This window comes from Cytobacillus purgationiresistens (assembly GCF_030813235.1).
Lineage (GTDB): Bacteria > Bacillota > Bacilli > Bacillales > Cytobacillaceae > Cytobacillus > Cytobacillus purgationiresistens.
Map to the genome: position 1 here is coordinate 72,582 of NZ_JAUSUB010000018.1, position 14,533 is coordinate 87,114.

General features: G+C 39.0%; 15 protein-coding genes. 1 reads left to right on the forward strand and 14 read right to left on the reverse strand.

Annotated features, from left to right (window positions below; all coding sequences use genetic code 11):
• Nucleotides 1-268 precede the first annotated feature (268 nt).
• The 11 genes from rplI to J2S17_RS18615 form a co-directional block, all read right to left on the reverse strand.
• Nucleotides 269-718 (reverse strand): 50S ribosomal protein L9, encoded by a 450-nt coding sequence (gene rplI / locus J2S17_RS18565; RefSeq protein WP_307477263.1) that lies wholly within the window; start codon nt 716-718, stop codon nt 269-271.
• On the reverse strand, nt 715-2,688 hold the full coding sequence (locus J2S17_RS18570; protein WP_307477264.1) for a DHH family phosphoesterase: 1,974 nt from the start codon (nt 2,686-2,688) through the stop codon (nt 715-717). The genes rplI and J2S17_RS18570 overlap by 4 nt, the downstream gene beginning before the upstream one ends.
• A gap of 24 nt (nt 2,689-2,712) precedes the next feature.
• Entirely contained in the window at nt 2,713-3,663 is a 951-nt protein-coding gene (locus J2S17_RS18575) for a YybS family protein (RefSeq protein ID WP_307477265.1), read from the reverse strand.
• Nucleotides 3,664-4,070: 407 nt separating this feature from the next.
• Nucleotides 4,071-6,071 (reverse strand): methyl-accepting chemotaxis protein, encoded by a 2,001-nt coding sequence (locus J2S17_RS18580; RefSeq protein WP_307477266.1) that lies wholly within the window; start codon nt 6,069-6,071, stop codon nt 4,071-4,073.
• A 162-nt stretch (nt 6,072-6,233) separates the two neighbouring features.
• A complete protein-coding gene (gene rpsR / locus J2S17_RS18585) occupies nt 6,234-6,473 on the reverse strand; it encodes a 30S ribosomal protein S18 (protein WP_095371345.1) in 240 nt (79 codons plus the stop codon).
• 45 nt (nt 6,474-6,518) lie between these two features.
• Complete coding sequence (gene ssb, locus J2S17_RS18590) at nt 6,519-7,043, reverse strand: single-stranded DNA-binding protein (RefSeq protein WP_307477267.1); 525 nt, start codon at nt 7,041-7,043, stop codon at nt 6,519-6,521.
• Between the two features lie 37 nt (nt 7,044-7,080).
• Entirely contained in the window at nt 7,081-7,368 is a 288-nt protein-coding gene (gene rpsF, locus J2S17_RS18595) for a 30S ribosomal protein S6 (protein WP_307477268.1), read from the reverse strand.
• Between the two features lie 122 nt (nt 7,369-7,490).
• A complete protein-coding gene (locus J2S17_RS18600; protein WP_307477269.1) occupies nt 7,491-8,381 on the reverse strand; it encodes an ABC transporter permease in 891 nt (296 codons plus the stop codon).
• A gap of 15 nt (nt 8,382-8,396) precedes the next feature.
• Nucleotides 8,397-9,320, reverse strand: a complete 924-nt coding sequence (locus tag J2S17_RS18605; RefSeq protein WP_307477270.1) for an ABC transporter permease subunit — start codon at nt 9,318-9,320, stop codon at nt 8,397-8,399.
• Between the two features lie 271 nt (nt 9,321-9,591).
• A complete protein-coding gene (gene ychF / locus J2S17_RS18610; protein WP_307477271.1) occupies nt 9,592-10,692 on the reverse strand; it encodes a redox-regulated ATPase YchF in 1,101 nt (366 codons plus the stop codon).
• A 194-nt stretch (nt 10,693-10,886) separates the two neighbouring features.
• A complete protein-coding gene (locus J2S17_RS18615; protein WP_307477272.1) occupies nt 10,887-11,072 on the reverse strand; it encodes a DUF951 domain-containing protein in 186 nt (61 codons plus the stop codon).
• A gap of 320 nt (nt 11,073-11,392) precedes the next feature.
• Between J2S17_RS18615 and yyaC the strand changes: the two genes are divergently transcribed.
• Nucleotides 11,393-12,010: a spore protease YyaC gene (gene yyaC / locus J2S17_RS18620; protein WP_307477273.1), complete on the forward strand. Its 618-nt coding sequence runs from the start codon at nt 11,393-11,395 to the stop codon at nt 12,008-12,010.
• Between the two features lie 48 nt (nt 12,011-12,058).
• Here the strand turns inward: yyaC and J2S17_RS18625 are convergent, their stop codons facing one another.
• From J2S17_RS18625 to J2S17_RS18635, 3 genes are all read right to left on the reverse strand, one after another.
• Nucleotides 12,059-12,760 (reverse strand): DUF554 domain-containing protein, encoded by a 702-nt coding sequence (locus tag J2S17_RS18625; RefSeq protein WP_307477274.1) that lies wholly within the window; start codon nt 12,758-12,760, stop codon nt 12,059-12,061.
• Between the two features lie 114 nt (nt 12,761-12,874).
• The gene (locus J2S17_RS18630) at nt 12,875-13,732 is read right to left on the reverse strand and encodes a ParB/RepB/Spo0J family partition protein (RefSeq protein ID WP_307477275.1); all 858 of its coding nucleotides are present in this window, start codon (nt 13,730-13,732) and stop codon (nt 12,875-12,877) included.
• The gene (locus J2S17_RS18635; protein ID WP_307477276.1) at nt 13,725-14,486 is read right to left on the reverse strand and encodes a ParA family protein; all 762 of its coding nucleotides are present in this window, start codon (nt 14,484-14,486) and stop codon (nt 13,725-13,727) included. The genes J2S17_RS18630 and J2S17_RS18635 overlap by 8 nt, the downstream gene beginning before the upstream one ends.
• Nucleotides 14,487-14,533: the final 47 nt, after the last annotated feature.

Here is a 14,533-nt window from a genome sequence, read left to right on the forward strand (position 1 = left end):
TAAGAAAAGCGCAAGTGCCTTACTCACCCCTGAAAAGCATTAGACGAGCCTCCCGGAAAGGTGTTCTTTACCTTTCTGGGAAGCTCGCCCTAGACCATCGAGGGGGTAGGCGCTGGAGCTAAACATGATTCTAATTGAAAAATCTATACTATCTTTAAAATAAACTTTTTATTATCTTTCATTAGAAAAATGTGATCAGCTTTCACCGATCACATTTTTCTTCATTATACTATTTTAACATGATTATAGCCCATTTAAATTTCCAATATTAGTTTGCTTCTTTTACATGAACGTTTAATGTCGCAGATACTTCAGTATGCAATTTCACTTGTACTTTTGTATAGCCTAAAGTACGTATCGCATCTTCTAACTCAATTTTGCGCTTATCAATTTTAATCTCATGTTTCTTTTTTAGTTCTTCTGCAATTTGTTTGCTTGTGATGGAACCAAATAACCGCCCGCCTTCACCCGCTTTGGTAGCAAATTCCACTGTGATTTTCTCAATGGTTTCCTTCAGCTTTTTCGCATCTTCTAGCTCTTCTGCAGCGATTTTCTCTTCTTTATTCTTTTGGGCTTTTAATGAACTTACATTTGATGTATTTGCTTCTACGGCTAGACCTTGTTTCAGTAAGAAGTTTTGCGCATAGCCATCTGCTACATTTTTCACTTCACCTTTTTTACCTTTGCCTTTTACATCTTTTAAGAATATCACTTTCATTCTTGCTTTCTCCCTTCTAAGTACTCATCTATTGCTTCTTTTAGTTTCTCTTCGACATCAGCAACGGAGAGATTTTGAAGCTGGGTAGCTGCATTGGTTAAATGGCCGCCGCCTTCCAGTGTTTCCATAATCACCTGGACGTTTATATCTCCTAATGATCGTGCACTGACACCAATCATTTGATCCGCACGATAAGAAATAACAAACGAGGCGGTTACACCATCCATCGCCAATAGCGTATCTGCTGCCTGGGCAATGAGGACTTGGTCATAAACCTCTTCCTCATCACCTCTTGCAATCGCGAGGCCCTCTCGATAAAATGAGACCGTTTCAATAATTTTAGAACGCTTAATATACGTCTTGACGTCCTCTTTTAAAAACCTTTGTACAAGTACGGTATCTGCGCCTTGCCCGCGTAAATAGGACGCAGCATCAAAGGTTCTTGCACCTGTTCGCAATGTAAAGCTCTTCGTATCTACAATGATACCTGCTAAAAGCGCAGTTGCCTCAAGCATATCAATTTTACGATTTTTCGGCTGATACTCTAGCAGCTCTGTTACAAGCTCTGCAGTGGATGATGCATAAGGCTCCATATAAACGAGCAAAGGATTATGAATAAAATCCTCACCTCGGCGATGATGGTCAATGACGACTACATCCTCTATTTTAGCAAGCAACCTGTCTTCAATCACCATAGAAGGCTTATGCGTATCCACAATAACAAGTAATGTGTCATCAGTCGCCATTTCTAAAGCTTGTTCGGGACTGATAAACCGCGAATAAAGAGTCTCATTTTTTTCTATTTCTCTCATGAGTCTCATTACGCTATTATCAAGCTCATCCTTATTGATGACAATATAGCCATCACGATGGTTCATTTCAGCAACTTTCTGAATACCGATTGACGCACCGATCGCATCCATATCAGGACGCTTGTGCCCCATTACAATCACTTTGTCACTTTCAGATACGAGCTCTTTCAGCGCATGGGAAATGACGCGGGCACGGACCCTTGTTCGTTTTTCTACAGGGTTCGTTTTCCCCCCAAAGAATTTCACTTTCCCATTCGGCTGTTTAATAGCTACCTGATCTCCACCTCTTCCTAATGCGAGATCCAGACTTGATTGTGCAAGTGTACCAAGCTCTGGAAGGGAAGAGACACCAGAACCTACTCCGATGCTTAATGTAAGAGGGACATTTTGTTTAGAGGTCGTCTCCCTTACAAAGTCGAGAATTGTGAATTTGCTTTTTTCAAACTTAGATAGAATATGCTCGTTAAAAACCGCAATAAATCTCTCAGAAGATACCCTTTTCAAGAACACACCATTGTCCATCGCCCACTTATTCAACAGGGAGGTCACAAGGTTATTCAAGCTGCTTCTCGTTTGATCATCCATCCCTTGTGTTAAATCATCATAGTTATCTAAAAAGATGGTAGCTATCACTGTTCTTTCATCTTCATATAGCTTTTCAATCTCTATCTGTTCTGTTACATCGAAGAAGTAGAGAAGCCGCTCCTCCGGTTTATGAACGACGCGAAACTTCCGATCATTGAGGGTGATCGTTTCAGTTTCAACCTCCCGCTTTATAATCGGAATAAGTGAATCACCTACATCATAAAGAGATCGTCCAACTAATGTATCCTCATCAAAGCATGAAGCCATGAATGGATTCGTCCATTCAATGTAGTATTCATCATTAATAAGCATGATCCCTATCGGCATTTCCATCAGTGCTTCTTCGCCAACTTTTTTTACCCGATAGGATAATGTGGATATATACTCCTCTGTCTCTTTCCTTTGTTCAAAATCCAGTTTGAATAATAAGTAAAAAGGAAGGCCGAAAAGGAGAAGACCTATAAGACTCAATACCCAATTGTAATACGCTAAAATACCGAGAAGCACCACCGCTACGCCAATTAATCCAAAGAGCGCATAACGGATGGACCGCTTTTCTAAATACGAGGGCATGTTTTCAACTCCTAAACAGTAGTGTTATGCATCCCTTTTATCTAATCGTTTCCTTAAATCAAATCCTATATCAATTATACCTAATATCCTCACAATATAAAGGAGAATCGGGATTAAAAATGTAAAAATAAGGATAAAAATTGGAGCAGCCTTTGGCCAGCCCTTTAGCCTGCTGTAAAAGAATACAAAAGATAGCCCCTGTAAAATCATTAATAGCTGCAGGATGAATGTTAAATTTGATAAAGCCATATACCAAAAAGTGCCCGCTTCAGGCTGCATAATTAAAACGGCAAACATGGTAATCAAATAATACCATAAAATACTCTTTGGGAAAGACAAGTCAGCAAATGGTTTCCAGGCATTCACTTTCACGCCAAACCTTTTAACAATCGGGAAGGCAATCAGCTGAATGATAAAAACAATCGAAAGAGAAGACAGGACAAGAACGCTTGGAATTAAAGATTCTATCGTTTTCATCGCTGCTTCCATTTGGCCAAAAGCCTTTTCGATATCAGCCGCATTCTGCCCCATCGATTCTACAATAGAACGAGACATATTCATCGATTCCAGCATCAGCTTCGTCATTTCATCGATGAAGTTAATACTAAATAGTACATTCATCGCAGCGTAAGTCAATAGCAGTATAGCTAAAAAAGCAAGGCTTCCCGCTATAAAAATTGCAGAGTTTTCCTTTTTCTCTCTTATAAAATCTCCAATAACCACACCAGTTAATCCAAAAGCAAGTGTAAGCGGTATGGATAAAATCGTGCCTACAATTAAGGAAAGGAGCACGGCCGCCACAAGAAACACAGCTGCATCCCCTCTTTTATTCTTCGCAGCAAAAAGAATAAATGGAATCGGCAATACAAGTGTACTGACCAAACCAAGAACCGGAACATAAAATGAAATCATTAATAATACAGCAAAAACCGCTAATAAAACAGCACCTTCAGTAAGCTTATGTACGTTTTTCAATCTATTCACCTCACAAATTGGGACAAGCCCACTCCCCCTATTGTATCCACATAATCCATTCCATTCAACCAAAGGATGCGAAAGGGGCTTGCCCAGCTCCGACAAGCTTAAGACGAAGCAATCTAAAAGGCGCTCTTTCCTTTTGGATTGCTTTGACTTAAGACCTCGAGGAGCTAGCCCCTGCAGCTCGACTGCCTAGGATGCGAAAGGGGCTTGCCCAGCTCCGACAAGCTTAAGACGAAGCAATCTAAAAGGCGCTCTTTCCTTTTGGATTGCTTCGTCTTAAAAGGTCCTCTCAGCTAAATCAAGTGTAAAGTGACCCTTTTCAAGAGAGATTGATATAATCCCTTTAGAAAAAAAAGAGCGATCCTAAAATGATTGTTCATCATCTTTAGGACGCCCTTCTGCTAAAACTTAAATTTATTTACTACTTGTGTTAATTCATTGCTTAAATCAGTGAGGTGCTCAGCTGATCCGGCTACGGACTGAATCGCATGAACCTGTTCATCTGTGGAGGCACTTACCTCTTCACAGGACGCTGCTGCTTGCTCAGACATCACTGCCATGCTTTGAATGCTCTGAATAACCTCTTCCTTATCCTTCGCTATTTTATCTACTTCACCATTAATATAAAGGATGGACTCCTTCATTTGTTCAACCAGCTCTGAAATTGAGTTGAATGTCACTTCTGTATGGTTAACAACAGCCGTTTGCTGCTCAAAATTTTTCTTTGTTTTTTCCATTGAGTCAACAGCTGAAGAAGCACCTTCCTGAATATCTGTAATAGTTGATTTTACCTCATCTGTTGCCATAACAGATTGCTCTGCAAGCTTCCTAACCTCTTCAGCAACAACCGCAAAGCCCTTTCCATGTTCACCCGCTCTTGCAGCTTCTATACTTGCATTTAAAGCAAGTAAATTCGTTTGTGTGCTGATATCTGTAATGGTCGTCATGACCTTTTCAATCTTCTTCACTTTATCTTCCAAATTATTGATGACTTCTTCAGTTGATTTCATGAATCCCTTAGAAGTATCAAAAGAATCTTTTAGATGCGCAACCTGCTCTATACCCGCATGGTTAATATCATCCGCTCTCACTGCTAGATGAGTCATCGAGGTTGTCTGCTTGCTTATATCATTAATTCTATTACTTAATTGAACCGATAAGAGATTGGAGGATTCTGCTTCTTCTGCAGACTTAGTAGCACCGGTCGCAATCTCATTGACAGCAGCTGCCATCTCTTCGCTTGATGCATTTGTCTCTTCAGAAACCGCACTCAAGCTTTCAGCTGACTCCTTCATATTCTTCACTGAATCATTGACCGTCGTTAATACCGATTTCATTTGATCAACCATTAAATTAAAGTGACGGCCTAACTCTCCTATTTCATCTTTTGAGGTGAAATTTGTATGGACATTTAAATTCCCTTCAGCAAATTGATTCACTCCTTGCTTAAGGGTGATAAGCGGCTTAGTTAATTGATTTGCAATGAAATAAACAAGCGTTGCTGAGATAAATAATGCGATTAATGATATAACCGTTATCACAAATTGCATCTTGACTGCACTTTCCAGCAACTTGGCATTTGAATAGGCCATACCCACTTTCCAGGACGTTCCTCGCACAGTCTCATACACTAGCAGTTTTTCATCACCTTCAAACTCGTATTCGCTGACTCCAGAATCTTGTTCACTATCATACATTGCTTGAATAAATGGATATTCCATTAAATTTTCATTCCGATATTCTGGATGAACAATCGCAACCCCTTCTTTGGAAAAAATAAAAGGGTATCCGTCATAGCCTGTATCCACATTGCCAATCATTGCAGTCAGTTCTGCTAATTGAATATCTAATCCCAGTACTCCAATGATTTCTGAACCCTCTTTGACTGCATAGGACGCTGTTACAATATATTCTTTTGTCGCAGGATCTTCATAAGGCTCTGTCCATATGACTTCATCCGGGTTGGCTGCAGCATCAATATACCAATCTCTTGATGTAGGATCAAAATCGGCTGGCAAATCCGCATCTGGAATGATTTTTAATTGTTTATTTACACTAGCCGCATAAATAGACGATATATTTTCATTAATTCCGATATAGTTTGTAAATTCACTTTCAAGATCTTTAATGCTTTCGTTTCCCTCTTTACTATCTATCACATCATGGAGATAATCTTTTACTTGTTTCGATAAAGACATTTGTTGGATATCTGTCGAATAACGTTCAGTGTACAGTTGAATAGAATTGCGCATTTCTGCAGCCAATCCTTTAGATTGACTGGTTACTCCATCATAAATCTGTTTTTCAACTTGAGAGTTAACCAATAACCCTACAACCGTTAATGTCACCATTAATAAAGTGACAAATAATAATATCAATTTGCTTTTAATAGATTTAAACATAATAATTTCTCCTATTTCCAATTTATCCATGAGCTAATAGTAACATATATAAAAGTGGATAATCAGGGTAAAACGAATTATTTTCCACCTAAAAATAGGTAATATTACCTATTTAATGACATAAAAAAAGAACACCCTCTAAAGGATGTTCTTTCCTTATTATTATTCGCCTGAAACGAATGGTAGTAAAGCCATTTGGCGTGAACGCTTAATAGCAATCGTTAATTTACGTTGGTATTTAGCGTTTGTACCAGTTACACGACGAGGTAAAATTTTACCGCGTTCAGAAATGAATTTTTTAAGAAGATCTACATCTTTATAGTCGATGTGAGTGATCCCGTTTGCAGTGAAATAACAAACTTTACGACGTTTCGCACGTCCACCTCTGCGTCCTCCAGCCATGTTCATTCCCCTCCTTATAAGTTTTTTTATCAAGGTTATCTAGTGTTAGAACGGAAGATCATCATCGGAAATGTCGATTTGACCGTCATTTGCGAATGGATCTTGATCCACACGAGTATATCCTTGATTACGATTATCAGACTGTCGTTGATTCTGATTCTGATTATTGTTATTGCCGCCATATGAGAAATCCTGCTCCCTAGGGGCACCGTAATTCGAATCATTACTTCTGCCGCCGCCAGGATTGGCATTTTTCGGTTCAAGGAATTGCACGCTTTCTGCCTGAACTTCAGTCACATATACACGTTTCCCATCTTGTCCCTCATAATTACGTGTTTGCAATCGGCCATCAACACCAGCAAGACTTCCTTTTTTCAAGAAGTTCGCCACGTTTTCAGCTGGCTTTCTCCAAACTACACAATTAATAAAGTCAGCTTCTCTTTCACCTTGCTGATTCGTAAAACCACGATTCACTGCAAGGGTAAATGAAGCAACCGCAACTCCATTTGGCGTATAACGCAAATCAGGATCCTTTGTCAAACGTCCAACAAGAACAACACGATTCATCATCAGAATCAACTCCTTTCGATAATTTACTGCTTATATATTATTTCTCATCTTTAACAACGATGTAACGGATGATATCTTCGCTGATTTTCGCAAGACGAGTGAACTCATCAACTGCTTTAGCTTCAGCATTAACGTGTACTAATTGGTAGTAACCGTCACGGAAATCATTGATTTCATAAGCAAGACGACGCTTACCCCACTCTTTTGATTCTGTTAATTCCGCACCATTATCAGTTAAGATTGAGTCAAAACGCTCGATTAAAGCTTTTTTAGCCTCATCTTCAATATTTGGACGGATGATGTACATAACTTCGTACTTTTTCATCACTTTCACCTCCTTTTGGTCTAAACGGCCCAACATTCGGGCAAGAAGCAAGTATTCATTACTCACAAGTTGAAAGTATACCATATTCCCAGCCCATTTGCAATGAGAGTTGATACTTCATTTTATGAGGGTAAATGACGGTTGAAGTGTTTACGCAATCCTTCTCCTAAAAGATTGAATGTAAATGCGCCAATCACAATTGCCAGCATTGGAAAGAAAGGAATCCAAAAAGCTAAATATGCATCCTTCCTTGCATCTTTAATAAGGGAAGCCCAGTCCAAGCTTGTATTTTCAAACATGAAGCCCAGTCCGGGAGCAAAAAAAACATCAAAAGAAATAAAAATATTTAAAATAGCCAGCTGTCCAATTAGCATAATTACGCGTGCAGCATCACTAAAGAAATTCACAATTACGTCTGGAAGTAAATTGGGTAGGTAGTAATGAGCAATCATCTTTCCAGGCTTAACTCCTATTGTAATCCCAGCCTCCACAAAGCTTTTTTGGGAAATTTGGTGGGATTGCTTCTGAACTAATAATCCCACTCTTCCCACTTCAATTAAGGCAAGAATTAATATTACAAGAACAAGGCGATGTTCATGATATAAGAGCGGTGGCAAGCAAAGTATCAGCGCTGCAGAAATGATCACCGGAAATCCTGAAAACAATTGGTTCCACCATCGTAATAGCCAAGGGAAAAACCCCTTATTGCTAGTCCCAAGTAATCCTAACGGAACAGCAACAGCATATCTGATTAATACGATAAGAATAACGAGCTTAAATGTATCTTTGGCTCCCATAATAATAAGGCTAAGCATATCCCTTCCTTCGCGATCAGAGCCTAATAAGAAATCCTCTGAAGGGGGAAATGGTGCCACTCCTATGCCGCCGCCCTCAGGAAATACAATTCTCTCTCCATTTAATTCATGATCTATAAAGGGCAAATATGGACCTGCAAATGTGATGATTAATAATATGAGAACCATAAACAAACCATTCAATAAATATTTATTCATACGCGCATACTCCCCCTATAGAACCCTTAAGCCCTTTTTTATGGCTGCTCCTGCAATCTGGGCTAACATCATCAGGCAGATAAAGATGAGGCCGATGCCAATAACAAGTTCAGGTTCTGGATTCATAAGCTCCACACCTTTTTCAAAAGAGTAATGATACCCTAATGCAGAGAAAAGACGGTAAGCCATCCCCTGGTATCCTAGCAAGTATTCAGCAATCATCAGGCTAGTCATGAGATGAATCATAATCGAGGTCATATGCGTCAAGATCGTTTTCATTGCCACACGCAAAATATGCTTATAAACAACACGCTTCTTCGTAAAGCCTTTGGATCGTGCGACCTGAATATAGTACTGGCCATCCTCATTCGCTAATGCTGTAGACGTGATACGTGCTGTGTAGGCGAGAGGGTAGATGAGGACCAATAAGGTAGGTAGGAGAAAGCTATATGATGTTTCTTGACTTAATAACCTTAATGATGGGACTAGAAAGGTCACACTCCAAATCACGCAAACGATAATGAAGAAATCCGGGATAGACTGAAAGAGCCATGTCAGCCCATTTCCAATGACGTTGCCTTTTTTCTCACCGTGACGATAGTCAAATACTCCTTTTAATACACCTAATACAATCGACAAAATAAAGGCGGGAATAATAATTTGCAGACTTCGAGGCACATATCGCTTTAACTCATCTTCAACCGTCACTCTCGGAAATCTAGTATCACCAAGGCTCTTTTGTTCTATTGCATTCTGAAAAAAGCCTCTGATTCCCTGGATATATGATTCAGCTGTAAAATCATACGCATATTCAGCTACTTTATTATCTTTAATTGCAGTAATCGCGCCTTCTCTAGGAATCAAAGCAATCATAATGAGCGCAATGATAATGCAGCCATACAGAACCGCATACTTTAAAATTGACCTAATATGATTCATAAAACCTCCGTATTTTTACAATATATATCACATACTAACAAATTTTTAGTGAATTTTACATATATTTAGTATATTTAGTTTATTGTTTTGTAAAACGGAGGGTCTGCTGAATTAAAAAAGGGCAAAGCCGATTCATGTTCGGCTTTGCCCTATCATTTTTCTTTATAAGATAAGAAAGGATAAATTTTATAAGTTAGGAAAATGTCTAGCTCCAGCGCCTACCCCCCTCTACGATCTAAGCCTGAGGGTAAGCAAGGCGCTTCCGCTTTTCTTATACATTAAAGCGGAAATGCATAACGTCTCCGTCTTTAACAATATACTCTTTTCCTTCAAGTCGTACTTTCCCTGCCTCTTTCGCTGCGTTCATATTGCTGGCAGCAACAAGATCATCATAAGAAACCGTTTCAGCACGGATGAACCCTTTTTCAAAGTCACTATGAATAACGCCCGCACATTGTGGTGCTTTCATTCCTTTACGGAATGTCCAAGCTCTTACTTCCTGTACACCTGCAGTAAAATAAGTTGCCAGTCCAAGCAAGTCATAAGAAGCCTTGATTAATTGATCAAGTCCTGATTGCTCAATACCAAGCTCTTCAAGGAACATTGCCTTTTCTTCCCCATCGAGCTCTGCAATTTCGGATTCAATCTTGGCACAAATCACGATCACTTCAGCGTTATCCTTTGCTGCGAAGTCTCTTACACGTTGAACATATTCATTTGAAGATGGATCAGCTACATCATCTTCTCCGACATTTGCAACATAAAGAACTGGTTTGATTGTCAACAGATGCAAGCCTTTAGCTAATTTCATCTGTTCATCTGTAAACTCAACCGTACGTGCAGGTTTATCCGATTCGAAAGCGTCTTTTAATTTTTCTAAAATTTCAAGTTCAAATACGGATTCTTTATCTTTTTGCTTTGCAAGCTTACTCACACGTGCAATTCGCTTATCAACTGATTCTAAATCTGCTAAGATTAATTCCAAATTGATGGTTTCAATATCATCGATTGGGTCTACTTTCCCCGATACATGCGTAATATTATCATCAGCAAAGCAACGAACAACCTGACAAATCGCATCAACTTCACGAATATGGGACAGGAATTTATTACCAAGTCCTTCACCTTTGCTCGCACCTTTAACAATCCCTGCGATATCGGTAAATTCAAATGCTGTCGGAACCGTTTTCTTTGGCTGAACTAACTCAGTCAATTTAGATAAACGTTCATCAGGCACTTCAACAATTCCAACATTAGGATCTATCGTACAAAACGGGTAGTTAGCAGACTCCGCTCCCGCTTGAGTAATTGCATTAAATAAAGTCGATTTACCAACATTCGGCAATCCAACAATACCAGCTGTTAAAGCCATCCAAGTCACTCCTCTAGTGTAATATCTATTTAAAAAATTTAACTTTTCTCATGTAAACAAGCCTCTCACAATTATAGAGAGTTGAAAAGAAAAGCGCAAGGGCATCGTCCCGCTAGATCTTGTAGGCAGACCATCTGAAAAGGCATAAGTGTCTGACTAATGAAATGCAAAGAAAACTCAGGATCAAAAAAGCCTTATTTCAAAACCTTTTTCATCTTTCTCGTAAATTCCCGACGTGGAATCATGACGCTATGGGCACAGCCTTCGCACTTTATTCTAATATCCGCGCCCATTCGGATGATCTTCCAACGATTCGTTCCGCATGGATGAGCCTTTTTCATCTCTACTACATCATTCAGTTCATATTCCTTTTGCTCCATTGCAATCACTCCATCCAATCAATGTAAAAGCTAAAACAATTTTATTTTTACAGCATAAATGCTTGTAATTTAAAAATATTAGATTGATATCACTTCAAGAAACATTACTAGTTTAACCATTTCCTTTTAATATTGTAACGTCCTATGAATTCTTCGGTCAAAGAAATTTTTATGAGGCTATTTTAACAGGATCATTATGTATAGATGAGAAGAAATTTCCGTATACTGTTACTACCGTAAAAACTTGAACATTCGGTCTTTATTTATAATGTGGGATAGAGAATATACGTGGACCTAATGATAATAAGGAGTGGAGCTTGATGAATATCAATCCAAACATATTCGATAAAAAGAGCAGATCGGCTTCAAGAATCTCGCATGATGAAGTAAGTGCCTCTAACAAGCTCGCGATTGAGGTAAAACAAATGCTGCCTACAGACATAGGTCATCGCCCTATTGTCCTTGTATGCATAGGGACAGATCGTTCTACTGGTGATTCACTTGGACCACTCGTCGGCTCTCTCCTTGAAGAGAAATCATTACCCAATCTCTTTGTATATGGAACACTGGAAAATCCAATACATGCTGTTAACATGATTGAAAAACTTGAATCCATCAAGCAATTACATATCAACCCTTTTATTATTGGCATTGATGCCTGTTTAGGTCGGGTGAAGAGTGTAGGAGTCATTCAAATAGCAGCTGGCCCAGTAAAGCCAGGTGCTGGTGTCAATAAAGATTTGCCTGAAGTAGGCGATATGCATATTGCCGGCATTGTGAATGTAAGCGGCTTTATGGAATTTATGGTCTTGCAAAATACCAGACTCAGCCTAGTGATGAAAATGGCAAAAACAATTGCCAATGGTATTCATGAAATGAGCTTAATGAATCATTCCAATTGGTCAGCCATCGATTGGAGCAAAGAACAAACGCTATAACAGTGCTTGAACTAAACGTATAGCGTTTGTTTATTAATCCGCCCAGGATTAAATAAAATACATAACCGTTACAATGACTGCTGTAATCAATATTCCCGGAAGAAGATTTGCCACTCGTATTTTAGCAAGATTCATTAAATTGATCCCAATGGCAAAGATCATTACGCCCCCAGTTGCTGTCATTTCCATAATGAAGCTATCCATTAACGCCTGCGGAACGACGCGATCTATTTGCGTTGCAAATAATGCGATTAACCCTTGATAGAGGATAACTGGTACGGCAGAAAAAACAACACCGATTCCTAATGTCGTCGTTAAAATTAACGCTGTAAAGCCATCGATAATGGATTTTGTATAAAGGACAGAATGATCACCGCGTATGCCGCTATCTAATGCACCTATAATACCCATCGCGCCAATGACAAAAATAAGTGTGGCTGTCACAAATCCTTGTGAGATGCTGCCTTGACCATTCGATCCTATTCTTGCTTCCAGCCAAATACCTAATGCATTGAGCTTATCATCCAATCGTAAAAATTCACCGATGACCGCACCAAATACAAGACTTAAGATGACAATAAGGAAATTCTCGCTCTTTAAGCCCATCTGTAATCCTAAAAACATTACAGCCAATCCAATAGCTTGCATGACTGTCACTTTCATATTCTCAGGAATACGGTTTAAAACCTTTCCAATCACTGTCCCGATGACAATGCAAAGCCCGTTAACAAGCGTACCTATTAAAAACATTTTTTTCACCTGACCAATGAATGACGATATTTATTCTGTCTATCATTACAATATTTTTTTGATTAATGGAAGAAAGTTATGCTCGTTCAAAAAAATAACCATCTAAAAAGATGGTCATGAATAATTACTGTCCTGATCTAATAGGTCAATAATCCGTTCTAAATCGTCTTTAGAAAAGAATTCTATTTCGATTTTCCCTTTGTTTTTACTTTGTTTAATATGAACAGACGTACCAAATTTTTCTCTCAAAGAGGATTCACGCTGTTTAATGAATACGTCTTTGTGATCAGCTGCTTTTTTCGTTTCACGTGGAACATGTTGATTGAGCTGCTGAATGAATTTTTCAAGCTGTCGCACATTTAATGATTCTTTTATTGTTTTTTCAACGACTGGCTTTATCTGGTCTTTTTTTCTTAAACCCAGTAATGCTCGTCCGTGACCCATTGTTATTTTCTTCTCAGAAATTAAATCTTGAATGCTTGCCGGGAGTGAAAGCAACCTCATATGGTTTGCAATATGAGGTCGGCTTTTCCCAAGACGTTTTGCTAGCTCCTCTTGTGTAATCTTTAATTTCTCAATTAAAAGCTGGTAAGCTGCCCCCTCTTCTATCGGGGTCAGGTCCTCCCGCTGTAAGTTCTCCAAGATGGCTAATTCCATCATTTGCTGTTCAGTAAGCTCTCTGATAACAACAGGAATTTTCTCGAGTTTTGCTTCCTTAGCTGCACGATAGCGCCTTTCACCAACAACTATTTCATAGCCTTTAATACTCTTTCTAACTATGATCGGCTGGAGAATGCCATGCTCCAATATTGATTGCTTTAGCTCTTCAATGCCTTCCTGTCGAAAGATTTTTCTTGGCTGATAAGGATTGGGACGAATCTCTTTTAGTTTCAATTCCCTGATGACTTCTTCGCTCTCTGTTTCCACATTTGTAAAAAATGCATTCAGCCCTTTACCTAATCCTTTAGCCATTGCTAACCACTTCCTTTGCCAAATCTAAATAGACTTCAGCCCCTCGTGATTTCGGATCATAGTTTATGATTGGTTCTCCGTGGCTTGGTGCCTCACTTAAACGGACATTTCGAGGAATGATTGTTTTATAAACCTTATCTTGAAAATATTTCTTAACCTCATCAATGACTTGAATACCTAAATTCGTTCGTGCATCCAGCATTGTTAAGAGCACACCTTCAATTTTCAAATCTTGGTTCAAATGCTTTTGGACAAGACGAACAGTATTTAATAGCTGGCTAAGTCCTTCCAACGCATAATACTCGCACTGAACTGGGATCATAACCGCATCCGAGGCAGTCAAAGAATTTAAGGTTAATAAACCTAATGACGGTGGACAATCAATAATAATATAATCATAATCATCCTTTACTTCTTCGAGCGCACGTTTTAATCTAATTTCTCTGGAAATCGTCGGCACTAGCTCTATTTCTGCACCCGCAAGCTGAATGGTTGCTGGAATGGCATACAAGTTCTCAACTGATGTAGGTTTAATTACTTTTGAAGCTTCTACATCATCAACCAATACATCATAGATACATTGGTCAACATCTGCCTTCTCAATGCCAACCCCGCTTGTTGCATTACCTTGTGGATCAATATCTACTAATAGCACCTTTTTTCCTACAGCTGCTAAGCAAGCCCCTAGATTAACAGAGGTTGTCGTCTTACCCACTCCGCCCTTTTGATTCGCAATTGCGATTGTTTTGCTCAACGAAATCACCTGCCTTTACGTTACATAGTCTCTATGATTGTATGTAA